The organism is Desulfofundulus thermosubterraneus DSM 16057 (genome assembly GCF_900142025.1).
Classification (GTDB): Bacteria; Bacillota; Desulfotomaculia; order Desulfotomaculales; family Desulfovirgulaceae; genus Desulfofundulus; species Desulfofundulus thermosubterraneus.
Genome location: NZ_FQZM01000011.1, coordinates 14,498 through 36,780, shown reverse-complemented (window position 1 = coordinate 36,780; position 22,283 = coordinate 14,498). Strand labels below are relative to the sequence as shown.

The 22,283-nt window shown below is 56.7% G+C and carries 24 protein-coding genes and 1 pseudogene; all 25 read right to left on the bottom strand.

Translation table 11 applies throughout. The annotated features are described in order from the left end of the window. Positions 1-44 precede the first annotated feature (44 nt). The 25 genes and pseudogenes from buk to BUA65_RS18170 all read right to left on the bottom strand — a co-directional run bounded on the left by buk (position 45) and on the right by BUA65_RS18170 (position 22,274). Positions 45-1,175: a butyrate kinase gene (buk, locus tag BUA65_RS05120; RefSeq protein WP_072867737.1), complete on the bottom strand. Its 1,131-nt coding sequence runs from the start codon at positions 1,173-1,175 to the stop codon at positions 45-47. A 25-nt stretch (positions 1,176-1,200) separates the two neighbouring features. Then, on the bottom strand, positions 1,201-1,746 hold the full coding sequence (locus BUA65_RS05115) for a BMC domain-containing protein (protein WP_072867735.1): 546 nt from the start codon (positions 1,744-1,746) through the stop codon (positions 1,201-1,203). After that, complete coding sequence (locus BUA65_RS05110; protein WP_242656234.1) at positions 1,746-3,101, bottom strand: 4Fe-4S dicluster domain-containing protein; 1,356 nt, start codon at positions 3,099-3,101, stop codon at positions 1,746-1,748. Before BUA65_RS05110 ends, BUA65_RS05115 begins: the two co-directional genes overlap by 1 nt. A gap of 19 nt (positions 3,102-3,120) precedes the next feature. Continuing rightward, positions 3,121-4,515, bottom strand: a complete 1,395-nt coding sequence (locus BUA65_RS05105; protein WP_072867733.1) for an aldehyde dehydrogenase family protein — start codon at positions 4,513-4,515, stop codon at positions 3,121-3,123. A 51-nt stretch (positions 4,516-4,566) separates the two neighbouring features. Beyond that, positions 4,567-5,568: a cob(I)yrinic acid a,c-diamide adenosyltransferase gene (locus tag BUA65_RS05100; RefSeq protein WP_242656233.1), complete on the bottom strand. Its 1,002-nt coding sequence runs from the start codon at positions 5,566-5,568 to the stop codon at positions 4,567-4,569. 28 nt (positions 5,569-5,596) lie between these two features. Then, positions 5,597-5,878, bottom strand: coding sequence for a EutN/CcmL family microcompartment protein (locus BUA65_RS05095; protein ID WP_072867730.1), 282 nt, complete (start codon positions 5,876-5,878; stop codon positions 5,597-5,599). Positions 5,879-5,930: 52 nt separating this feature from the next. Next, positions 5,931-6,812 (bottom strand): hypothetical protein, encoded by an 882-nt coding sequence (locus BUA65_RS18175; protein WP_072867729.1) that lies wholly within the window; start codon positions 6,810-6,812, stop codon positions 5,931-5,933. A gap of 15 nt (positions 6,813-6,827) precedes the next feature. After that, a complete protein-coding gene (gene eutJ / locus BUA65_RS05085; RefSeq protein WP_072867727.1) occupies positions 6,828-7,658 on the bottom strand; it encodes an ethanolamine utilization protein EutJ in 831 nt (276 codons plus the stop codon). Continuing rightward, the gene (gene pduL, locus BUA65_RS05080; RefSeq protein WP_207543855.1) at positions 7,648-8,337 is read right to left on the bottom strand and encodes a phosphate propanoyltransferase; all 690 of its coding nucleotides are present in this window, start codon (positions 8,335-8,337) and stop codon (positions 7,648-7,650) included. The genes eutJ and pduL overlap by 11 nt, the downstream gene beginning before the upstream one ends. Before the next feature lie 363 nt (positions 8,338-8,700). Further along, positions 8,701-8,976: pseudogene (locus BUA65_RS18790) on the bottom strand (BMC domain-containing protein); the annotation flags it as partial. 33 nt (positions 8,977-9,009) lie between these two features. Beyond that, entirely contained in the window at positions 9,010-9,375 is a 366-nt protein-coding gene (locus tag BUA65_RS05070; protein WP_072867725.1) for a glycerol dehydratase reactivase beta/small subunit family protein, read from the bottom strand. After that, on the bottom strand, positions 9,372-11,213 hold the full coding sequence (locus tag BUA65_RS05065; protein WP_072867723.1) for a diol dehydratase reactivase subunit alpha: 1,842 nt from the start codon (positions 11,211-11,213) through the stop codon (positions 9,372-9,374). The genes BUA65_RS05070 and BUA65_RS05065 overlap by 4 nt, the downstream gene beginning before the upstream one ends. A gap of 23 nt (positions 11,214-11,236) precedes the next feature. Then, positions 11,237-11,770, bottom strand: coding sequence for a diol dehydratase small subunit (locus BUA65_RS05060; RefSeq protein WP_072867721.1), 534 nt, complete (start codon positions 11,768-11,770; stop codon positions 11,237-11,239). 15 nt (positions 11,771-11,785) lie between these two features. Next, positions 11,786-12,460 carry a propanediol/glycerol family dehydratase medium subunit gene (locus BUA65_RS05055; RefSeq protein WP_072867719.1) on the bottom strand — a complete coding sequence of 225 codons (675 nt, stop codon included), beginning with the start codon at positions 12,458-12,460 and terminating at the stop codon, positions 11,786-11,788. A gap of 15 nt (positions 12,461-12,475) precedes the next feature. Beyond that, on the bottom strand, positions 12,476-14,149 hold the full coding sequence (locus tag BUA65_RS05050) for a propanediol/glycerol family dehydratase large subunit (protein WP_072867717.1): 1,674 nt from the start codon (positions 14,147-14,149) through the stop codon (positions 12,476-12,478). Between the two features lie 21 nt (positions 14,150-14,170). Beyond that, entirely contained in the window at positions 14,171-14,995 is an 825-nt protein-coding gene (pduB, locus tag BUA65_RS05045) for a propanediol utilization microcompartment protein PduB (protein ID WP_072867715.1), read from the bottom strand. A gap of 16 nt (positions 14,996-15,011) precedes the next feature. Then, a complete protein-coding gene (gene eutM, locus BUA65_RS05040) occupies positions 15,012-15,296 on the bottom strand; it encodes an ethanolamine utilization microcompartment protein EutM (protein WP_072867713.1) in 285 nt (94 codons plus the stop codon). Between the two features lie 117 nt (positions 15,297-15,413). Further along, positions 15,414-16,514, bottom strand: a complete 1,101-nt coding sequence (locus tag BUA65_RS05035) for a glycerol dehydrogenase (protein ID WP_341349608.1) — start codon at positions 16,512-16,514, stop codon at positions 15,414-15,416. A gap of 280 nt (positions 16,515-16,794) precedes the next feature. Then, positions 16,795-17,346, bottom strand: a complete 552-nt coding sequence (yabQ, locus tag BUA65_RS05030; protein ID WP_072867710.1) for a spore cortex biosynthesis protein YabQ — start codon at positions 17,344-17,346, stop codon at positions 16,795-16,797. Positions 17,347-17,397: 51 nt separating this feature from the next. Next, a complete protein-coding gene (yabP, locus tag BUA65_RS05025) occupies positions 17,398-17,670 on the bottom strand; it encodes a sporulation protein YabP (protein WP_013821363.1) in 273 nt (90 codons plus the stop codon). A gap of 87 nt (positions 17,671-17,757) precedes the next feature. Further along, entirely contained in the window at positions 17,758-18,705 is a 948-nt protein-coding gene (locus BUA65_RS05020) for a SpoIID/LytB domain-containing protein (RefSeq protein WP_072867813.1), read from the bottom strand. Positions 18,706-19,357: 652 nt separating this feature from the next. Further along, positions 19,358-19,636 (bottom strand): non-specific DNA-binding protein Hbs, encoded by a 279-nt coding sequence (gene hbs, locus BUA65_RS05015; RefSeq protein WP_013821361.1) that lies wholly within the window; start codon positions 19,634-19,636, stop codon positions 19,358-19,360. Positions 19,637-19,675: 39 nt separating this feature from the next. After that, complete coding sequence (gene yabN / locus BUA65_RS05010; RefSeq protein ID WP_072867708.1) at positions 19,676-21,202, bottom strand: bifunctional methyltransferase/pyrophosphohydrolase YabN; 1,527 nt, start codon at positions 21,200-21,202, stop codon at positions 19,676-19,678. A 174-nt stretch (positions 21,203-21,376) separates the two neighbouring features. Further along, positions 21,377-21,937 carry a stage V sporulation protein T gene (gene spoVT / locus BUA65_RS05005; protein WP_072867706.1) on the bottom strand — a complete coding sequence of 187 codons (561 nt, stop codon included), beginning with the start codon at positions 21,935-21,937 and terminating at the stop codon, positions 21,377-21,379. A 193-nt stretch (positions 21,938-22,130) separates the two neighbouring features. Further along, complete coding sequence (locus BUA65_RS18170; protein ID WP_165613196.1) at positions 22,131-22,274, bottom strand: hypothetical protein; 144 nt, start codon at positions 22,272-22,274, stop codon at positions 22,131-22,133. Positions 22,275-22,283: the final 9 nt, after the last annotated feature.

The window sequence follows — 22,283 nt, the reverse complement described above, 5'->3', positions numbered from 1 at the left end:
TTTTAATTCCTCCTCATATTTTTTGTCGGTATGCACACTTAATCTTAACCCGCTACTTTCTCTTCCTTGCCTGCCCATCCCACCCCCTCGTATTGATAAGACCGCGATGCTTCCTCACCCCTCAGGACTCTCAGCACACCCTCGGCCAGGGCAGCCATCTCGTCCTCGCCGGGGTAAACAAGCACCGGGGCGATAAACTCCACTCGCTTTCTTATTTCTTCCACCGCGCGCCGGCTGTGCGCTAGTCCTCCCGTCAGTACAACCGCATCGACCTGGCCGGAAAGAACTGCCGCACAGGCACCAATCTCCCGCGCAACCTGGTAGCATAGCGCTGCAAACAGGAGGTCTGCTTCTGCATCCCCTGCAGCAGCCCGCTCTTCCACCTCCCGGGCACTGTTTGTCCCCAGGTAAGCAACAAACCCACCCCGCCCGTTGATCAGGCGGAGCAGTTCCTCCCGGGTGTAGCGACCGCTAAAAGCCAGGCGCACCACCTCCGCCGCCGGGAGCGAACCGCTGCGCTCAGGGGTGAGCGGGCCTTCCCCGTCCACCCCGTTGCTTACATCCACCACCCGGCCCCGGCGGTGAGCACCGACGGTTATACCACCGCCCAGGTGTGCTACAATCAGATTCACTTCCTCGTATTTCTTACCCAGTTCTGCTGCCGCGCGCCTGGCCTGGCGCTTCTGGTTCAATGCGTGAAACACGCTCCGTCGCTGGATCTGGGGCAAACCGGAAATCCGGGCCACCGGTTCCAGTTCATCTACGCAGATGGGGTCAACGATATATGAAGGAATGTTGTGTGGAGAACCCAGCTCATAGGCCAAAAGGGCACCCAGGTTGGAAGCATGCCTGCCGTAACGTTCTTCCCGCAGTTCCTCAAGCATGGCCCGGTCCACCGCATACACGCCGCCGGGAATCGGCTTGAGCAAGCCGCCCCGTGCCGCGATGGCGGCTAACTCTTCAATGTCCAGGCCTCTGTTCTGTAATTCTCCGCGCAATGCCTGTAGCCGGTAGTCAAGCTGGTCAACCACGCGGGGGAAAACCGCCAGCTCATCCGCAGGATGGGTGATATTCGTAACCCACCGCTTGTCCTCACCCATAAAAAAAGCTATTTTGGTCGAGGTGGAACCGGGATTGATAACGAGAACCTTTTCTTCGTTGTTCTGCCCCGTCATAAAACTTCTTCCTTTCTCCTGCCTGTTAAAACAGCTTTTCCCACAATGACCTGTGGAGGCTGGAAATTACCTCCACACCCACGATCAGGCCGTTCTCCACAGCAGCGACAGCGCGTCCCACGGCCGACTGTACCGCCGCCACCTCACCCTGCAGGAAAACCATGGATTTACCGCCCAGACCCCGCGCCAGGCGGATCTCCAGCAACTGAACCTGCCCGCCTTTAGCGGCAGCATCCCCTGCTTTGATGGCAGCCGCACAGGCAAAGGTCTCAATGACTCCAAGCGACCCCCTTGCGGCAGGAACGGCCGCCGTACCGGTCAGGGCCGGAACCACCGATGGGTGCACCGTACCGAGCACAAGCGAATCCACTACATTTTCGGAGTCAAAATCCACCGCCGTACGCACGGCATTGTGCACGGCCCCTACTTCACCGCTGATCATGGTTACAAACTTACCCGGACAAACGGGGGTGGCCAGCACCAGTTCGACCGGTGAAGATTTGAGCAACGCATCCGTAGCTGCTATGCCGCGGGCAATACCCCGCCACTCCACCATACCTAAGGTATTCATCAACCGCCTTCACCCACCCTTTCTGACTCGATTACCACCGCATCTGCGGATACCTGCGCAACGCGGCCCTCGATGCTGGCATGAATCGGCACACCCAGAGCGTTATCCGGTACCTCAGCCACCACCTGACCGGCTGCCACCCGTTCCCCGGGTTCAACAACCGGTTCTGCTGGCACTCCTGTATGCTGTTTGAGCATCAACCGCACCTTCTGCGGACGCACGCTTTCCTCCTGGAGGGGTGCCGGGATATCGTAACGCGACAGACCCAGCCGGGCTACCAGACGCGCCGTGGGTACGCGGCGATATGACCTCTGGGGATGCAAACCATGTAATTCACCCCCGGGCGGCTTGAACCCGCTGCGGGACATTTGACGCTTCAACCACGCATTCACCCGCCTGGGACTGAGTTCCATGGGACAGGCGAAAACCTCACACAGGCCGCATTCCGAACAAAGCCACGGGGCTCCCCCGGCAACCAGTTCACCGGTCGCATATGCCAGGCCGGCCATATTGCGATCCGGCCGCAGGCCGTGACCCAGCAGATAACGGGGACAAAGTTCCGTACAGTAACCGCAGTGGCAGCACATTCCCCGCGTCCGCCGCAGGTCCATACCAATATCCACCTTTTTGCTTAAAACCAGGGGGTGATCGGCCGGCAGGACGATAATCCCGCCGGTGGTTCTCGTAACTACAGCATCCAGATCCACCAGGCGGCCCATCATCGGGCCCCCTTCTATAATGGCAAATGTATTTATTTGCGGCCCCCCGGCCAGGTGGAGCAGGTGTTTAACAGGCGTCCCCACCGGTACCTGAAGGGTCACCGGCCTTTGTACAGCACCGGTCATGGTGACTATTTTTTCAATTACAGGCCGGCCTTCCATAGCGCGGTTCACATTGAACAGCGTCTCAACGTTATTGACCACCACACCAACCTGGATGGGGATCCCTCCCGGAGGGATAACGCGCCCGGTAACTTCATACACCAGTACATGCTCGTCGCCGGCCGGGTAAAAATCATCCAGAAAGTGCAGTTCCACCGCTGTTTCCGGTTCGCCGGCCAGCGCTTCCTGCAAGGCTGCTGCAGCGGCCTTGTACTTGGCTTTAATACCTATAGCGGCTCTGACGGCACCCGTTGCACGCATCATGATCTTCAGCCCGCCAATCACCTCGCGAGCAGCACAACGGAGCAATTCCTGGTTGCCGCGTAAGAGAGGCTCACACTCAGCGGCGTTGGCAATTACCCACTCCGCACGGCTCGAAGCCTTCATATAGGCGGGAAATCCCGCACCTCCGGCCCCTACTACACCGGACTGCCGCAACCGGCTTATGATTTCCTCTCTGCTCCACGCAATCACTGCTCAACCCACCCGCTCTTTAAATAATCCGGAAACCATCCACCAGCACGCAACGACGTTGGCGGGTAAAGCTCCTGGCCGAAGTCAGGCCTTCGCCCGTGGGGCCGGCAATGGTAAAAGTACAGTAACCTTCGCCACCGGCACCGATGCCGGCATAACAAGGTGCATTTTTCACAAAAATGGTGGTCTTGACAGCCCGGGCAAATTCTGTCATGTAATCGATATGCTTGGAATGCATGATGGCTGTATGCCGGTTGTTACCCTCCACACGCACAGCCAGCTGGATCCCCTCTTCGACATCACGTACCCGCACAACCGGCAGGACAGGCATCATCTGCTCGTGGGTTACAAACGGATGATCCGGGTCCGTCTCCATGATGACCAGGCGGGTATCGCGACCCATATTAACGCCAATCTGTTCCAGGATATAAGAAGCATCTTTACCCACCAGGTCCCGGTTGAGCACTGTATGGCCGTTCCCGTCCTCCTGAAAAGCCAGCCTGGTCAGGGCGTCTGCTTCCCTCCCCCTTACCAGAAAAGCTCCTTCTCGCTGCATCCGGCGGATCAGGTCGTCAGCCACTTCATCAACCACGATCAGGACTTTCTCGCAGACACAGGGCATGTTGTTATCAAAACTGGCCCCCATGACAATGTCCCGGGCAGCCCTTTCTATATCGGCCGTGTGATCTACCAGTACCGGCGGGTTGCCCGCACCGGCGCCGATAGCCTTTTTACCGGAACTCAGGGCCGCTTTAACGACACCGGAACCACCGGTTACGACAAGCATGTTGATTCCCGGATGGTGCATCAACTGCCCGGCTTTTTCCACGGAAGGTTCGCTGAGGCCTACAACCAGACCGGAAGGACCGCCGGCACGTATGATGGCCTCATGAAGAATCTCGATGGTCTTCAATGAAGTCTTCTCGGCTGAAGGATGGGGGGAGAAAACCACCGCATTACCGGCAGCAATCATCCCGATACTGTTATTGATGATGGTGGCCGCCGGGTTGGTTACAGGCGTAATGGCGCCAATTATACCCACCGGAGCCATTTCGACGAGGGTCAGCCCGTAATCACCGGTATAAGCCGTGGGCTTTAAATCTTCAGTGCCAGGTGTTTTCTGCGCCGCCAGGGTGTTTTTCATAATTTTGTCCTCTACGCGTCCCCTTCCGGTCTCCTGGACGGCCATTTCAGCCAGTAGCCGGACATTGGCCAGGGCCGCCTCCCGCATGGCCCGTATCAGCTCCTCCCGCCGGGCCAGGTCCATAAGAGCCAGTTTTTCCTGGGCCCGCCTGGCAGCCTCCACTGCCTCATCCAAACTGGAGAAGGCGCCCTGTACACCTTCTTCTTGCTGGTTCAACTTCTCTAAAATCTTTTCTACAATAGCGTATATCTCAGCCTGTGCCACCTGCATATTAAAACCTCCCTGTCATGTCTTCTCCAGCTGGCCGGAACCCGTTATACCTTACTGGCACTGCAGTTGATTCCATTTTTCAGCCCCAGCCTGGGCTACTTCTATGTCCTGCTCGACGCTCCCGCCACTGATGCCGATAGCCCCCACAATGTTGTTTTCTTGATAAAGTGGGATGCCTCCACCAAAAGGAACAATCCTACCCCCGTTGGTGGTATTGATGCCGTACAGCGGCCCGCCGGGAGCAGCCAGCACAGAAAGCTTTTCCGTTTCCATCTTCAAGGCCACTGCTGTATATGCTTTACCTGCAGCAATATCCAGGCTGGCCAGCAGAGCGCCGTGCATGCGCTCCAGCAGCACCGGGTTGCCTGCTCCATCAGCCACCACGATCACCATGGGCACCCCGATCTGGCGAGCTTTCTCTTCTGCTGCCGCCGCAATCTGACGGGCTATGTCAAGAGTAATTGCTTCCCTCACATTACCACTCCCTCTTGTTTTTTCCAGTACCCTGGTCATAACCAGCTTCACCAGATGCTCATGCGCTTCTACTCTCGCCAGGACAAACAAAAGGTCTGAAAGGCGATTCAAATACCTGATTATCTCTTCCCTCACGGCTTCCCGCCTGGAAAGCCGTACCACCAGGCGTTCTGCCCGGCGGGTAATGGTTCGAGCCAGGTCAAATGCTGCTTCGGCAGGGACATGCCCGGAAACCGCAAATCCGCGCAAAGTGGGAATTTGCTCAAGTCCCTCGTCTATATCCTTTTCAAGACGGCCGATCATCTCATTTCCCACGCGGGTCCCCCCCGCAGGTATTTCCGGGCGTGCCAGCTCCGAACACACGACAAAAAGCTCTTTTTGTACCCTGGCGGCCACCTCCTGAGCCCATGTGCAGCAGGCCAGCGAACGTGCCAGAGCCAGCGCCGCTCCTGCTTCATCAACCGTGCCGTAAGCGCTAACCCTCAGGCTGTCCTTGTTTACCCTGCTCCCGCCCAGAAGAGATGTTTCACCCCTGTCCCCGGTACGGGTATAAACCCTGAGCGTACGACTTTTTTCCACTACCTGACCACCCACTTTTACCATTTCCTCACCGGCTGCCGGCCAGCTCCACGGTATCAACAATACCGACAATGGCAGCATCTACCGGTACCAGCACATCGGCACCAGTCATTATGCGTGAGGCAGGTGATCCCATCACTACCAGTACCGTTTCCCCAACTCCAGCCCCAACGGTATCCACAGCTACAAATTCTTCAACCCCGGTTTTTTTACCGGGCTGCAGCGTTTCGACCACCAGGAGTTTGAAGCCGGTCAATCGCTCATCCTTCCGCGTGGAAACTACTGTCCCAATTACCCGTCCCAAAATCATTCCTTGTTCGCCTGCCTCTCTTTAAACCATTCACTTCTCAATCTGAACGGGTTCATGCTTCTTCAACCTGCCAGCCGGCATCCCGGATTACATCCCACGCCAGCGGCGTAACCAGTGCCCCCCTGGGAATCCTGACCACACCCTTATTGTTCACCAGGGCAGCCAGTTCCGCCCGGGTAATAACCATGCGCCGTTCAGAACGCTGCTCCACTGCCGGCACACTCGATAAAACGGCAGGCAACTGGTAGGGGCTCTTGGGCACGTTTTTACTCCTTACTAGCGGCTGAGGAGCAGTCCCGGAATCAGCCCGCCTTCCAATCATTTCTGCCACCACACTGCCCAATTCCCGGGCGGGTACCAGAGTCACCCCGTAACCTGCAATTATTTCCAGGTTATCTTTCAACGCCTGAACCAGTGCCGGGCGGCCACGGTTCATTCCCAGGCGGGCAAAACCTTCGCTGGTGGGGTCTGCTGCATCACTGGCCGCTACCACCGGCAGCCCGCGCATCAGAGCATCCACCAGTACCTCTGCTGCCGCCGAATCCAGCAGCAGCGAGGCCAGGCGGGCTGCAGTGGCTCGCGTGAGTACGGGTACGACCACCAGATCACAAAGCTTGAGAACCTCTGTGCCCCTGCCGCGGCTGTTTTCACCTTCAATCAAAACGTCGACAACCTGCAGTTCCCGCCCCCACTTCTCGGGATCATGAATAGCCGCCGCCGACCGGGAAAAAAGGATGAAATACTCCAGCCCCACCCCTCGCTCCTTCTTCAGGCGTGCCAGTTCCTCCAGAGCAGCCCGCGCCCCGATGGTCCCGCCCGTAACCACAACCAGTATCCTGCGATGCCCGGGCGGAGGTGAAGCAGGAACCTGTGCCCTGTTCAGGCGGCGCAATACCTCTTCCACTATTCGATTTACAAGCTCTTCACCGGTCATTTGATCTCGCCTCCCTTAGCCAGCCGGGCAGCAAAGGGCAATCCCCAGCGGGGTCACCAGCAGCGGTTCCGGCGGACACAGCACAGGAACATCCAGGTGACGCTCCATCACTTCAACAAAACCATGAAAGGAGAACGCACCGCCAACGAGGTATACAGTAGGTACATCCCACCCCTGGAGATGACGCCGCACAATAGCTGCTACCTTCTCCATCACCGGGCGGACCAGGGGCAGGAGTTCCGGCTGCCTGCCCGGATCCAGCTTCATGGCCTCAGCCTCATGAAAAGGCAGCCCATAATGCCCGCTGATCACCAGGGTAAAGTGGGTGCCGCCGGTTGGCTCATCGGCAGTGTATACCACTTCACCTTCCTTAAGGATGGAAATGCCCGTCGTACCGCCACCCACATCCACCACCGCTCCATCCCGTACCCCCAGCACCGCGGATGCAGCAGTAGGTTCATCAACTACATTCACGACCTGAAGTTCCGAACTTTCAACCACGTACCTGGTGGCTCTGGAATCCCTGTCTCCAGTTCCGGGCGGTACAGCAGTGGCTGCCGTCAATAATTCCGCTCCCAGCGTCGCGCGCAGGTTCTCCACCAAGCGCCGCACAATATTTACGGCACCCACATAATCCACCACCAGGCCGTCCCGCACCACCTGGGCCGGTTTCAGTGCCCCGGCCACCGGCTGGCCGGTTTCGTCTACAACCGCCACCACAACATTGGCAGTACCAAGGTCGACACCCACACGCAGGCGTCCCTGCCAGGTTTTGAGCGGTTCATCAATACGGGACTTAAAGGAACTGATCAATTCACTTGCCCGCACAACCTGTTCACTGGTCATGGATGATCACCTGTACGTGATCCCCGTTTTTAAGACCGGCCGCATTGGCCTCATCGGTATCGATATGGATTTCCAGGCGGTATGCGGGAGACACACGTACCAGTACCCGGTCGAAAACCACCCGCCGCAATCCTTCCGTCCGCACCCGTACCAGATCTCTATCCTTAAACCCCCAGCGTTCAGCCATATCGGCAGGCATGTGAATATGCCGCCAGGCCAGTATGACACCCTCCTTCAGGTTGACGGCCCCCCTGGGGCCGACCAGAACCGCCCCGGGCGTGCCCGCCAGATCGCCTGAATCCCGGACCGGAGGGTCGATACCCAGAACGTAAGAGTCGGTGCGGGAGATTTCTACCTGCGTTTTCCCCCTCGGTGGACCGAGAACGCGGACGTTCTGGAGGACGCCGCGCGGCCCGACAACGGTTACGCATTCCCTGGCCGCGTACTGCCCGGGCTGCAATTCCCTGATGGGAGTCAGGCTATACCCGGGACCGAAAAGCGCCTCGACATGCTCGGGCGACAGGTGAACGTGACGGGCTGATACTCCCACCGGCACCCGCAGGATATCTTGTTCCGCGGCCTGCTGCCGCCGCTTGACCTGCGCAACTACCGCCCGCACCAGGGCGTGAATTACATCCCCGGGAATTTCCTGCGGCAGCGCCGCCGCTGATTGTTTCATTTCCAAGCTGCTTCACCTACCTGTATTTTTTCCTGTTCCGGGAGTACCGGTGACCCTTGACCAGTTTTATGTCGGTTTTTTCCGGTACCGTAATGCAGGCAGAAGGGGTATGCTTTCCCCTTGCACAGGGAGCAAAGCGGAGCACCGCAAGGGTTTCATGTTTCAGTGCCTGCGGCGCCGTTCGCGTCCACCCCGGGTTTCCCTGCTTCCAGAACCGGGGTTGTTCGTTTTTTTTTCTTCAGGCTCCAGATTTTCAGTAACGGGCTCTAATTTTGCCGCCTCTGTCACGGTATCTCCAGCAGCCACGGTCGACCCGTCTCCGGGGGTCGGCCCGGGTTTAACGCAACCACCGCCCCTGGTCCCGGAACTGTTGATAACAGGCTCCGCTTCCTGATGGGGACGTGGAATGACATGGGAAGATACCACCTTTCCCACCCGCGAAGCGGCAGCTACTCCAGCGCTGACAGCAGCCTTTACCGCTCCCACATCCCCGCGAATCTTAACCACAACCATTCCACCGCCCTGTGTCAGTTCGTAACCGACCATCTCCACATTAGCAGCTTTAGCCATGGCGTCGGCAGCCTCCACAGCTGCTACCAGCCCCACCGTTTCAATGAGGCCCAAAGCCCGGGTGGCCATTTTCCGGTCACCTCCTCTGATAAAAACAAAGGCTTATACGCTCTTGAAGGGCAGCACTTTTACCAGCCGCGCTGCATTTGTGCCCACTATCCGTGCTGCTTCCGGCCTTAAATTGAGATGGGCTGTGAACACAGGCTGGTGCCGGCGGAGCTTGCGGTGGTGAATTACGGCTTTACCCTGGCCGTCAAGTCCAATACCCACTTCAAGCGGGGAAAGGCGAGCTGCCTGGTGGCCCAGTTCTTCAGCATCCCCGTTTCCTTCCTGCACCACCACCGGCACACCTTCTTCTTCCAGCCCCAGCAATATCTCCCGCCTCAGGACCTCGGAAACGTTTCGACCCGGACACATCAAAACCACCGCCGGGCGTTCACCCGTCCACCTGGCGTAAACCGGGCTCATCTGCGTATACCCCCAGCCTGACCATCAACTGCAGACAGAACCAGACCCGTGGCTACCGCGTTGCGCGGCCCCTCGGTACCCCGGATGTTGGCCCGCCCTGTAACCACACCATAGTGGGCCAGCGCATCAGATATGAGGTACGGCACTTCAAAGTCCAGGGCAGACCCGCCAACAAGAACCACAAAATCAATAAGCCGGATGTTTTTCCCCGGGGCCACCTGGCTTAGAGCTCTTAAAGCATTGGTTACAAAAACTTTCTCTTTGGCCGCCCGCCGCACCGCACGAATCTTCTCGACAGATTCACCTACTGGAACGGGAACCAGCTCGCCCCTTTCTTTAACCACCACCACCCGGCCGAAAACACCGGGATCCAGAGCCTGGTCATAGAAGACCACCGTCCCATCCTCCATACGAATGTGGAACAGGCTTTCCACTTTCGCCAGCGGGTGGCGTTTGATTTCCTCAGCCAGGTGACGGTCTTCCAGCCCCAATTCCGAAGCAATGAGCATGGTCACCAGTTCACCGGCCCCTGCCAGGTGAACAAAACTCAATTTTCCCTCCCGATTGATAAAGGCTGCGTCAGTGGAACCACCACCCAGGTCCAGAATGGCTACAGGCCGGTCCACGCCGGGAGTGGTCAATGCCCCCAGGATGGCCATCTGCGCTTCCACCCCGCCAACCTCTACACGGAAGCCCAGTTCCGCTTCCAGCCGGCGGGCAATTTCTCCCATGGGAAAGCGGCTGGTTCTTACCATTGCCGCCAGGGCCACTGCATTCTCATTGGAAAACTCCCCGGCCAGCCCGCCAACCACTCTTTGAGGCACCAGCGTGTCAACAGCGAGAATATCCCTGATCCGTACCTCATCCCTGGACTGGCCGCTTAAATCGGCCATCACCTGCCGGACTTTCTCCAGCATCCCCCCTACGTTGCTACCCGGAGTACCGCTGGCATCCACCAGAGGCGCCACACGGTCCAAAGCAGCCATGATCTGGCCGGCCCCTTCCTCCAGGTCCACCTCCGCCCGGCCCTTCTCACCTTCCAGGATTACACGACCAGCCGGAATGCGGCGTTCCTTTACATCCCCGGCAGGTGTTTTAATTACCACTGCAGAGCGATTGCCGGTGAGTGCCCGGGCTACGGGTACTACATTCCGGGTTTCTTCGGGAGTTAGATCGAATACCGTAGCGATACCATAAGGGTTTGACAATGTTTGAATCACGCCGCCGGGCGGGGCCACTTCCACCGCCGCGGGCATGGAAAGCGGCACCCGCTCGAGATACTGCACCTCGTCGACCACCGGGATGGGCTTTTTGACCCTGTTATAAATGAGCACCCCGTCATCCCGCTGGGCGATAGCCCCCTGTACCTCTACACCTTTATCCAGTGCTTGGTTGATCAGGCGGGCAGCAGTATCGTAGGTAATGCTGGCCGGGACCACGGCTACCACACGGTCTCCCGGAGCGCAGGACGGCAACCGGTCCACGGGTACAGTCCTGCCCACTCCCAAACCGGTGCCGCCCGGAGTGGCCGGGTTATGCCCGATCATGGTGGATTCCGTAATTACCGTTTCGGTAATAGCCTCCATGGCCACATCCGCGATTACGGGCGTTGCCTCATTCAAGCGCAATAAAGAGATGTCATTCAGGCGGCAGCCGGCCCGGGCCACAGCTTCTTCCAGGGCCCGCTTTACACCGGGGACATTGTCTACCGTCCCCTTTATACCGGTAGTGGGAACGAGCGAACTGGCCAGGAAACTGACCCGTCCGCCCGCCTCTACCTTAGCCAGAGCTACTTCGGTTGAGTTGTTCCCGATATCCACCCCTGCAATGATCGTCATTGCCCAAGGCTCCTTCGTCCTCTTCATGCAGTCCGCAGCCGCCCGCGACGCTCGTAGACATCGGCCGCTTCCCGCACAAAGGCGGCATTGATCCTGGCACCGTACTTTTGCTCCAGTTCATCGGCAATGGCCAGAAGTTCCGCCTTGGTCGACCTGTACGGCCGCAAAGCGTTGTAAATCTCCAGGATGCGTTCGTCGGGTACCCCGGTCAGCTCCGCCGCCCGGCGGAAATTTTGAGCAAGCTGTTTACGACCGCAGGCTTCAGCAATCCGGGCCTGCATGAGCAGAGCGTCCGGTGTGATCCGCACGTCCTGGGGTGTAATTCTGCCGTTCAAGACGTTTTCAATGGTTAGTTCTTCCAACTTCTTGCCTGTTGCCGTACGTATTAATTCAGGCCGCTTTTCTGCCAGAGGGTAATCCTTCCCGGGCTGCAGGTCGCACCCGGTTTTTTCCACTTGAGCGCGGGCTTCTGCCGCCGGCGTGTGTTCCTCGCCGGCCACATTGCTCATCTGCTTGATAACCTCACGCACCAGTTGCTCTATATAACGGGCATCCATCCCGGCACCTCCTCCTTAGTGAAACCGGGGTTCCAGTTCCGTAGAACTGGCTCCTGGCTCCACGAACTGTGTTTCTTTGATGTGCATAACCGCTGCCCGGGCCTGGTACTTAGGCCGGGCCATTTGATCGTTGCGAACCGGCACCGGATCCGGGTTTTCACCCTTGGCATAACGGGCCGCGTTCCGCCCGATAGCCCTGTACGTCTCCAGGTCCAGGAGAGGTGACTGCGGAAACAGTTCCAGGTTGCTTAAAGGAGGAAGGTCTTTCTGGTGAATCACTGTCGTCCCGCGGGATTGAATTCCGATACCAATACCGGAACCCGAAAGTTTGGCCGCCTCGTGAGCCACGAATGCCACATCCGATGTTTTTCTGACTCTTATCACACGGGCGCGGCAGCCCTCTTCTTCAATACCGGCCATGATTTCACGCAACACATCCGCGTGAGGCATACCAATAATGGTCCTGGTAAATTTATCCCCAAATGCGGGCGCAAGACCGATTACCACCTCACTGCGGTCACTGCCGGGCCGCGCTTCCCCTTTTTCTGCCAGCACCAGCCCCTGCCCTTGCGCTATCACTGGAGCAGCGGAAGCCCTGTCCACATTCCCCGCATACCCGCTGCTCTGCAACCGTGACATTTCCTGTATTACCTGTTCCACGATCTTCTCAATCAGGGCGCTGTCCGTCATTCCCTTTCACCTCCCCTAGATTTCCATGTTTTCTGGCCGCAGAGCCTGGGCAATATTCTTAATTTCCTCCCAGCGCTCCTTGCTCAAACGGTAACCGGTTCCTGGACCCCGGTAGTCGTTAAGATCGTTTACTGCCGAGATGACATGGAAATTCCGGTCCAGAATGGCAGAGGTATGCAGGTAGTCACCGGATACCCTCTGCTTGAGCATGTTGAGTATATTTTGTGCGATATCTTCAAAGCCGTGCCTGGCCAGGGCCTTGACCACATCCAGGCCGGTTACGCCGCGTGCAATCATGTCCTGAGCCGCCTTGAGGTCTTCTGTCACCTTGCGCGGCGGCATATCTTCGGAACCGTGCGCGTAGGTTGCAGCCTCAACTTCTTCGTCGGTGATTTCAGGCAGGCCCAGTTCCTTAAATACCGCCTGCAGCGCTCTGGCTGCCCGGTTGCGTACGGCAACTACTTCTTCCTCGCTTACCGGCCGCACCCCACCGTCCACCATCAGGTCCCGCTGCAGGATCAGGTAATCGTCCATATCCTCAATATCAAAGTTGGACCCCGCAAACATGTTGTCGTAGTTGGATACCGCGCTGTACCCGGAGAAGATAAAGTCCGTACCTGCTGCGAACTGCGGCAGCATGCGGGCAGTCCGCCGTATATCCGAGTGGGAAAAAGTCTGGTCGTTACCGGAAGCCACTTCCAGATCCAGCATCATGGTGATCAGGTTTTCAGCCGCCACCGCCCGGATACCCGTGGGTACGGCACCCGGCACACCGATGCAGCTGATGGAACCGTTTTGCAGACCCTGCACACCTGCACCTTTGGTAAGCATTACGCAGCGGGCTTCCAGGTAAAGCATGGACTTGCCCTCAGCGTAACCCATCTGTACCTCCGAACCGGTACCCGAAGTGAAGCGCATCTTCAGGCCGCGCGAAGCATAAGCCGAGGCCAGGAACGCTTTGGACCACGGAGTATCGTCACCGTCAACAAATACCTGTTCTGTACCGTACACCGAAATAGTTTCGGCGTAAGAGGTAAGGCCGCGCATCCCGAGCTGCAACTCGGTAGCTTCTTCCAGAGCACACTGAGTGAGCACGCCGCCGCGACCCGTCTGGGAACCCACCAGCAGGGCCAGGGCGTTGAAAGGAGCGTAGCGGACCACGCCCACGGTGGTTTCCTGCTCGGCAAATCCCCGCAAGGCAGCTTCTGCTGCGTCCGCAGCGATTTGTACCGGGTTGTCCCGCAAATTGGTAACGTGACATTGATTGGCCGGCGTCTTCCGGGCACGCATTTTCATCATGCCCATCATGATTTCCACGATGTTCATGTGCCCGAGCACTTCGACCACTTTGGCCGGGGTCATACCCTGAGCCAGCCTGGCGATTTCTTCGCGAGGCACGTTAATGTCCACGATCATCCTGGCAATCTGCGCGGAATCCATGGCCATTACTTCCGGGGCGACATTAACATCGATAAAATAATCAGCAATAAATTGCTCGATCATATCGAAATCTTCACGGCGCTTGCCGTCCATCTCCACAACCCGGCCGTTTTCGATCTTCAGGCTGGGTTTTGGGTCGAAAGGACTGTTCATGGCTATCAGGCCCACTTCCGGCCATTCCGCCACAAACCCGTCCTGGTTGACCGGCCTTTTTGCCAGAACCTCAAAACGTTTGGAACGTTTAGCCATTAATCCTCACCTCCCACGCTGTTAAATATAGGGCCTGGTCAAGGATTGGGGTTTGTCTCCCAAGGTACTGAGCAGGGCGATCCCGACTTCCCGGGCAGCAATAAGAGCCTGGCGGACGGCACCGGAGTCACCCGAGATGAAAAGGATAGCTTCGTTGGTAAAACTTGTCCCCTTGGCCGGGCTGGCGTAACCAATCACCTGCACCTCCGCTGCCTTGACCGCCGTATCGCAGCAGACCACGCCAATGGCTGCAGGTGCACCTACGATCAGGCCGAATGCCCGCCCCAGCGGCGCACCAAACGCCTTCTCCAGGGCATGGCTGGCCCGCGCAGTGTACTGGAACTCCAGATGGCCGGCATCATTAGCGTAAACGTCGCCAAAAGTCCTCTGTAACTCCTGCAGAGCAACTTCCACCGCCCGGCGGGCGTCGGAAACCTCCTCGGCTCCGAAGATGATCAGGCTGCCATGACCGGCACCACCCCTGGTATCCCGGGGCAGCTCAACGGCCACGACCTCGGTATTGGTTGCCTTCACCGCTTCATCCGCCGCCATGATCTGCGGACCGGCACCAGTACGGCCGCCCAGGATGCCGATCGACCGGTAACGGCTGTCCAGCCCCATCTTCTCGTGGAGCAACGGATCAACGTTGGCAATGACCAGGCCGATGGTATCCCCCATGGCCGTACCGACAAATTCGGTAGGCAAGGAAGTCAACCCCCTTCCTGCAACCTGCTCGGCGACAGGAGAGGAACTGGCGGGCACGCTGGATGCCGCAGCACTGCTGCTGGCCGCCCCCACTTTTTTCATCACCTGTTCCAGCACCTTCTGGACAAGTTGCTCATCCACCTAAGCCACCTCCAAATTACTTCTTATCTGGTGCAGGCAAGATCTTTTCCACGTCGGTATGCGGGCGCGGAATGACGTGTACGGAGACTACTTCTCCAACCCGCTTGGCTGCAGCCGCACCGGCATCGGTAGCAGCTTTGACTGCACCGACGTCGCCCCGGACCATGACCGTAACCAGGCCGGAACCGATCTTTTCATAGCCCAGCAAAACTACGTTTGCCGCCTTTACCATGGCGTCCGCCGCCTCGATAGCCGGGACCAGTCCCCGCGTCTCCACCATGCCCAACGCTTCTCCACTCATCAATAATTCAACCTCCTTAGCAGTTGTTTGGATATTTAAATTATGGGAAACTCCTTTCCAGCTGCTTTCCCGACCGGGCGGGAAGCTCTGCCGGAAAGGAAGATTCACCCATCAATGTTAAGTTGTGATACCATGCCGGCGCAGGTAAGCCTGTCCAATGGCATCAGCGGCCAGGATGGCATCATAAACCATGTCCGGCGTGACCGGGAAGGGCATATTGTGAATCATCATTCCCGGTTCACATACTTTGCTGGCCACCCGCCGGAGTTTTTCCGGTGATGGGTCTTTCACACCCAGCTCGGCCAGTGTAACGGGAAGGCCCACGCGGGTGCAAAAATCAAGCACTTCCTCCATTTCTTCTCTCGGGTGTTCCTCCAGCACCAGGTGAGCCAGAGTCCCGAAAGACACCTTTTCCCCGTGGTAGGCGTGGTGGGTCTCTTCCAGCACCGTCAGGCCGTCGTGAATGGCGTGCGCAGCAGCCAGGCCGGAGCTCTCAAAGCCGATACCCGAAAGTAAAGTATTGGCCTCCACTATTTTTTCCACCGCCGGAGTCACTACCCCGCGCTCGACAGCCAGCCTGGCCTGCTCTCCATACTCGATGAGAATCTCATAACACAACCGCGCCAGCCGCAGGGCAGCGGTAGTGGTACGGCCGCCGGGTATGTTTTGGGCAGCCGCCTGCGCACAGGAGGCCGCTTCAAACCAGGTTGCCAGCGCGTCCCCCATCCCGGCTACCAGGAAACGTACCGGTGCCCTGGCGATAATCGAAGTGTCAACCAGGACCAGGTTGGGGTTTTGCGGCAGGATGAAATAGCGGTCGAAAACTCCCTCTTCGGTATAAATTACGGATAAAGCGCTGCATGGAGCATCGGTAGCCGCAATGGTCGGTACAATCACAACCGGCACCTTCATCAGGGCGGCAACCGCCTTACCGGCATCGATAACCTTGCCGCCGCCTACCGCCATCACCACGTCACATCCGGCAGACATAGCCGCCGCTTTCAGCCGCTCAATCTCGGAGTCGCAGCATTCACCCCGGAATGTCTCGAATATGCACGCAACACCCTTTTCCTGGCAACTTTTCTCAATGTCCTCCCGGGTCTGGGCAAAAGCAGTTTTGCCGCCGGTCACAAAGACCTTTTTGCCCAGCCTGCTTACATGCTCACCGATTTCCGCCAGTGCACCCGCTCCCTGAACGTACCTGCTGGGAGCAATCATCACCTTAACCTGGCTCACAAGCACCCCTCCTGTAAATTTGCTCATACAAAACACTTTGAGTATGGACGTAATTTTCTTCTGTTTCAGACTTCTTATTCGAGGCTTATTATTCGAGATAATCCGCCGCCCGGCCTGTGGACGATTACGACTGCATTTAGCACTTTAGTGTGCTCGCAGAACGGCCATAAAAAAATATCGTTCACCCCGGGGGGATGAACGATCTGGACAAAACCGTCTTTTCGTATCTTTTTTGAAGGTTTCAATTTTAGCTGGTATAAATTTACCGTCTTGGACGCCACCGGTTGCTCAAGCGCAACCAAAGGGAATGCAGACCGCCGGAAAAACGGTGTACGTAAGGGCCGAAGACACCTTTACCCACCCGGCCAACCCTCCTGCCCGCCAGGCATAAAGCGCGCCCTCCCAGGGCCGCAGGCCAAACCACCAGGAAAAAAATGACCCGGAAGGGGAAGATAAGTATACGAAAGAATGCTACCGCCCCAGCCGCAATTATTTGGATTGTCCGTAAGAAAAGATATGTGCTCCGGTAAATAAAACGACGGGCTGCAGAACTAAAAAAGATCAGGTGTATTCCTGCCCCCAAGGCCAGTCCCAGAAAAACATAAAAGCGTACCTCACCATCATTGCCGACCAGTAAAAGGCCGAACACCACTACCAGCAGGAACAGCCAGAAGAGCAGGTCTCCAATAAAAGTGCCCGCTTTCTTGAGACGGAGCATTTCCCGCAAAACCCGGTAAAGATCGTAGGCAAAGCCCGACATTAAACCGGTCAACAGGGATAACAGGAAAGCGTTTAATTGTTCAGCCAGAGTCATGGGCATCACCACCTTGGCCAGTAAAAAAAGCGCCCACCCGCGCTTATGTGCTTACTTCAACAACCGTTTCAACACGTTTTTTCCTTTGGCCCGCCCCCTGCCTTTGTCTTCCTGGAACAAAAAGCTGGCGAAGAACCCTTCAGCGGTCAGATTGCCTTTTTGCAGGTCCAGCTGGGTGATATGTAAACCTTCCCCCTTTAAGGTCAGAAAACCCATGGTGGTGTCCAGGGTGATCTCGTTCTCGTCAAAGCTCTCCACATGCCGCACGCCTTCAACCAGCAGGTACTTGCGGTCGGTCAACATTACTTTATGCTTACCCTCCACGGGCTTCACCCCCCGGACTGTTCACTTTCATATCTATGCACCCCGGCGTGTTTTATGCAAAAAAAAACGGTGGCGGGCGCCACCTGCTTACTGCCATAACTTTCTTATTTCAATGTCCTTAAAGTAAAAGCGGACGATATCCTCCGGAGAACGTCCCTTTTGGGCCAGCAACCTGGCTCCCCACTGACACATGCCCACACCGTGTCCGAACCCTTTCCCGGTGAGGACCAGGGCATTGCCCTCTACCCGGGCACTTGTAAGGAGCATGGAGCGTACCCACTCGCTCCCCAGGGCCAGGCGGAGTGCCGGGCCACTTACGGTTGCCTTCCCAACCTGCAGTTGCTCAGCCCGTCCCGAGGGGCCGCGGCGCACTATGCGCACCGATGTAATTGGCCCCGGATCCCGTCCGGTGATTTTCGTTACTGCCGCCCGGACCTGTTCTAAGGGAATGCGCCTCTCCCAGTGCCGGTTCTCGGGTGTGGTAATGGACAGGCAGTTATCCCGCACACCTGCCCGCACATAGGGTGTGGGAGTCTTGGTGTAGGCCAACCCCTCGGCCGCAGAGGCGGTCACACCACCATCGCAGGCGTTAAACCAGGCCTTGATATAATCCCCCCTGTACATAGCCACCTCTCCCCGGGTGCGGGCCACGGCCTGCCTGACGTTATCGTTAATCCGGGAGGGATCGTAGGCCTGAAACTCCTGAGGGCTGGTGGAAGCATCGGTGCCGTGAAGTTTCTTGACCCGTCCGGCCTTGATATTTTCCATGGTAAAGGTGCGGGCCAAAATCGCCTGGGCTGCCAGGGCATTTACCGGCCAGGTCGGTTCCATTTCCGCCGCCACCACGCCGGCCACATAGTCTTCCAATTTTATGTTTTTCCTTTCACCGGTTTCATTAACATAAAGGCTGATCGTAGGCTCCCGACCGGGAGCAGGGGGTACCGGTTTGCGGGGTGCCGCTCTGGTACAACCGGCTATCAACAGACCGATCAAGGTGGTGACAATAACTGCGCGGGTAAACGTGGGCTTTAACATCTTTCTTCCCCTCCGTAGCGAAATAGCCATTACTCGGATTTGCCCCTTATTTTTTGCCCGGAGGGGTAAAATTATGCCCACGCCGGCAAGGCCCGTCACACCTCCTTGCTTTTTAAATTCCGTACGGCCGGCCGGTACGGTAACGAAACGGTTCCCTGTTGATGGCGGGGTACCGCTCTTTCGCGTTTTTAAAGGCTTTTAAAAGAAGCCACACGCATTCCTGGACCAGGCGTCCTCACCTTTTTGTGGAATACCCGCACCACCAACCATTTCCCCCTTTGCCGGCCCCTTAAACCGTCAAGGCCCTCTCACCTCCATACCCGTTCGCCATCGCCACACCCGGTCCGGTCCACGGCACAAAACCTTAAAAGCGGAGTACGGCACCTTCCCTCCTGAACACTGAAACCTTCCGCCAATGGCTTCCCCTCTGCACTTTCCAGAGATTCCAAGATGCTTGTCGAAGCACAAGCCTACCACCCCCGTTGGTATTTATTGTTAATGTTACCATAAATACACATGATAGTCGATAGTTATTTTTGGCTAAAAGGGAATAAAATGAGGCTTGTCCTTTCATTTAGCTCGTGCATCCGCCATCTTTTGCGTTGAAAATAAATAGAGGCCCGGTTTTCAGGCCTCTTTACACATTTGATTGTTATGTAGCTGAAACGGCATCCCGCAGGGCCTTGCCAGCTTTGAAAACGGGAACGCGAGCGGCTGCAATCTCGATTTCTTCCCCTGTTTGTGGATTGCGGCCCTTGCGGGCGGCCCGTTCACGGATTTCAAAGGTGCCAAAGCCGACCAGCTGAACCTTATCCCCCCGGGCCAGAGCTTCCTCAATAGCGGACAGTACGGCGCTCACAGCCTTTTCGGCATCCTTTTTAGTCAGCTCTGTTTTCTCTGCCACCTGGGAAATGAGCTCTGCTTTGTTCATAAATACCCCCCTCAGAAGGTTTAGACATAGTCTGACTTATTATTCGCTAAATCTCCCGGGTTTCCTCCCAACATGAAAATTATTCCGCTTTTTTTCTGCCTCTTCTACCTTTTTTGCTTCCTCCCACCAGGCGTCGAGCTGGTCCAGGGTAAAGCTGGACAGCTCCCGGCCGCATTGTCGCGCCCTTTCCTCTATATGCTGGAAGCGGCGTCGAAACCGGTTGATAGTCCCGCAAAGGGCTACTTCAGCTTCCACACCCAGCAACCGGGATAAATTGACCACCGCAAAAAGCAGATCTCCCAGTTCCCTTTCCAGCTCCGCCTTCCGGCCCTCGGAAAGGGCCTGCCTTACTTCCTGCAATTCCTCGAAAACCTTGTCCAGAGCACCCCGGTAATCGGGCCAGTCAAAACCAACCCTGGCTGCTTTGGCCTGAAGGGAGCTGGCCTGCAACAGGGCCGGCAGGGAGCGAGGAACATCCTTTAAAAGAGAGGCCGGCCTTTCCTTGCCCCCCTCCCGCGCTTTAATCTGGTCCCAGTTGGCCAGGACTTCCGCGCTATTCTGCACCAAAACATCTCCAAAGACATGGGGGTGCCGGCGCAGCATTTTAGCGGTAATTCCCTTTACCACATCATTTATGTCGAAGAAGCCCTTTTCCCTGGCCAGCTGGCTGTGAAATACTACTTGTAACAATAAGTCTCCCAATTCCTCACAAAGTTTATACATGTCTTCCTGGTCAATAGCTTCCAGCACTTCGTAGGTCTCTTCCAGCAAGAAAGGGCGCAGGCTGCGGTGGGTCTGTTCCCGGTCCCAGGGACAACCCTTCTCGCCCCGCAGGGTGGCCATAACCTCAATCAGGGAGTCCAGTGGATAACGACATTTACCGGCTGCCCCGGAACAAGGGGGGAGGTACAGGCTGGTCAGGTGATCAAACCAATCCAGCCGGTCCAGTTCGTACAGGGGGTGCTCCTCAATTCGCTCCAGGCCGGGCACCCCTGCCGCCCGGATCACTGTCACCGGGTGGGATGCGGGATAGTACTCCATGAGTGTTAACTTGACATCCGAAGCCACCAGGCGGCTGTACACCTGGAAGATGATATTGCCTACCCCCGGCACTGGTTCCAGCCGGTCAAGGCGCAAACCGTCCACCAGGTGCAACCCGCCGGCCGGGTCCAGCCCCAGGGCGCTGCAGATCACATCCACAAAGCTCATGGCGGGCAGCACGTCCACCTTCAAGCCCCGCCGGGGCCCTTCTTCCAAAAGAATTCCCACGGTTTCTTCTGCCATCAGTGGATGGCCCGGCACGGCAAAAACCAGGGGCTCTTTGGCCGCTTCCCTAAACAGGGCTTCAGCCATGTGCCGGTAGATTTCCTGAAAATCCCGGCCGGTTTCGTAGAAGCAATCAAAGGTTTCAAAGGAGATGCCCTTTTCTTTAAGCCAGGGAACTACCGGATGACGCTCGGTGCGCAAAAACAAGCGTTTTGCCTTGCGCAACACCTCCCACACGGTCAGGGGCAAGTGACCGGGATTGCCCGGTCCCAATCCAACTACGGTAATCTGTGCACCCATAATTAAGCCCGCCCCAAAACGGACATTTCACCCCCCAATGTTTATATCGTCAACACGACAAAAATTATTATACATCATGTCGCGGGCATTTAGGATTATTATATTTGCCTCTATGACAGGAGGGAAAATAGAAGGGCTTACCCATAAAAAATAAGTGGCCGGGTAGGCCACCTTTTACTGTTCCATTTGCTTTGCCAGGAAGCCGGCTGCCGTTTCGGCCAGCTTCAACTCCAGTTCCCCCATTTTCACATCCGGTTCCTTGGAGGCCAGGATAACCGCTCCAATAGGGTCGCCTTCGGCAATGATGGGGGCAATAACTTCCGATGAATACTTGCATTCCCCTTCGTCCGCGGTCAAGCATTCTTTGCAGTAGGGATCTTCCCCGGGATGGTTGATGATCACTGCCTTGCGTTCTTCCATCACCTTTTCCACAGCCGCACCAATGGGTTTATTTAGGTATTCCTTCTTGGGCGCCCCGGCAACGGCAATAATGGTATCCCGGTCGGCAATGCAAGCAATGTGCCCCAGGGCTTCATGCAGGGAATCGGCATATTCTTTGGCAAAGTCCCCCAACTCGCCAATAGGCGAGTACTTTTTTAAGATTACCTCACCTTCCCTGTCGACAAAAATTTCCAGAGGGTCCCCTTCACGGATGCGAAGCGTCCTTCTAATTTCTTTGGGAATTACGACTCTCCCTAGATCATCAATGCGGCGAACAATGCCCGTTGCTTTCATGGTCACCCTTCCCTCCTTTTTTGCAATCTGGAACGATTGAACTTTCCAGTGATAGTATATAACAGGAGGGAGAGACTTATTCATTTTTTTCCAATGTAATACAAATATTTTTCATTTTTGTGGACAAAGGCTTTTTTTCGCTTTTGCTGGACAAAATCTCCTTACCTTGTCCACCGGCGGCGGGGTCCACCATTTAAAAAAACAAGAGAATGACGATCAGAATTATGGCTGCCAGGGAAAGGGCCAGATAATCCTCTAGCCTTTCCGTTACATACACGGAAAAAAACTCCTCCTCATCCCCCGGGGAACGTTCGTCTTTGTCCGGATAGTGCAACATTTCTCCACC

Excerpts from the sequence above, each read along its gene's own strand:
- buk (WP_072867737.1), bottom strand. The coding sequence starts at position 1,175 with ATGACGGGGCAGAACAACGAAGAAAAGGTTCTCGTTATCAATCCCGGT.
- BUA65_RS05115 (WP_072867735.1), bottom strand. The coding sequence starts at position 1,746 with ATGAATACCTTAGGTATGGTGGAGTGGCGGGGTATTGCCCGCGGCATA.
- BUA65_RS05105 (WP_072867733.1), bottom strand. The coding sequence starts at position 4,515 with ATGCAGGTGGCACAGGCTGAGATATACGCTATTGTAGAAAAGATTTTA.
- BUA65_RS05095 (WP_072867730.1), bottom strand. The coding sequence starts at position 5,878 with ATGATTTTGGGACGGGTAATTGGGACAGTAGTTTCCACGCGGAAGGAT.
- BUA65_RS18175 (WP_072867729.1), bottom strand. The coding sequence starts at position 6,812 with ATGACCGGTGAAGAGCTTGTAAATCGAATAGTGGAAGAGGTATTGCGC.
- eutJ (WP_072867727.1), bottom strand. The coding sequence starts at position 7,658 with ATGACCAGTGAACAGGTTGTGCGGGCAAGTGAATTGATCAGTTCCTTT.
- pduL (WP_207543855.1), bottom strand. The coding sequence starts at position 8,337 with ATGAAACAATCAGCGGCGGCGCTGCCGCAGGAAATTCCCGGGGATGTA.
- BUA65_RS05070 (WP_072867725.1), bottom strand. The coding sequence starts at position 9,375 with ATGAGCCCGGTTTACGCCAGGTGGACGGGTGAACGCCCGGCGGTGGTT.
- BUA65_RS05065 (WP_072867723.1), bottom strand. The coding sequence starts at position 11,213 with ATGACGATCATTGCAGGGGTGGATATCGGGAACAACTCAACCGAAGTA.
- BUA65_RS05060 (WP_072867721.1), bottom strand. The coding sequence starts at position 11,770 with ATGGATGCCCGTTATATAGAGCAACTGGTGCGTGAGGTTATCAAGCAG.
- BUA65_RS05055 (WP_072867719.1), bottom strand. The coding sequence starts at position 12,460 with ATGACGGACAGCGCCCTGATTGAGAAGATCGTGGAACAGGTAATACAG.
- BUA65_RS05050 (WP_072867717.1), bottom strand. The coding sequence starts at position 14,149 with ATGGCTAAACGTTCCAAACGTTTTGAGGTTCTGGCAAAAAGGCCGGTC.
- eutM (WP_072867713.1), bottom strand. The coding sequence starts at position 15,296 with ATGAGTGGAGAAGCGTTGGGCATGGTGGAGACGCGGGGACTGGTCCCG.
- BUA65_RS05035 (WP_341349608.1), bottom strand. The coding sequence starts at position 16,514 with ATGATTGCTCCCAGCAGGTACGTTCAGGGAGCGGGTGCACTGGCGGAA.
- yabQ (WP_072867710.1), bottom strand. The coding sequence starts at position 17,346 with ATGACTCTGGCTGAACAATTAAACGCTTTCCTGTTATCCCTGTTGACC.
- BUA65_RS05020 (WP_072867813.1), bottom strand. The coding sequence starts at position 18,705 with ATGTTAAAGCCCACGTTTACCCGCGCAGTTATTGTCACCACCTTGATC.
- hbs (WP_013821361.1), bottom strand. The coding sequence starts at position 19,636 with ATGAACAAAGCAGAGCTCATTTCCCAGGTGGCAGAGAAAACAGAGCTG.
- yabN (WP_072867708.1), bottom strand. The coding sequence starts at position 21,202 with ATGGGTGCACAGATTACCGTAGTTGGATTGGGACCGGGCAATCCCGGT.
- spoVT (WP_072867706.1), bottom strand. The coding sequence starts at position 21,937 with ATGAAAGCAACGGGCATTGTTCGCCGCATTGATGATCTAGGGAGAGTC.
- BUA65_RS18170 (WP_165613196.1), bottom strand. The coding sequence starts at position 22,274 with ATGTTGCACTATCCGGACAAAGACGAACGTTCCCCGGGGGATGAGGAG.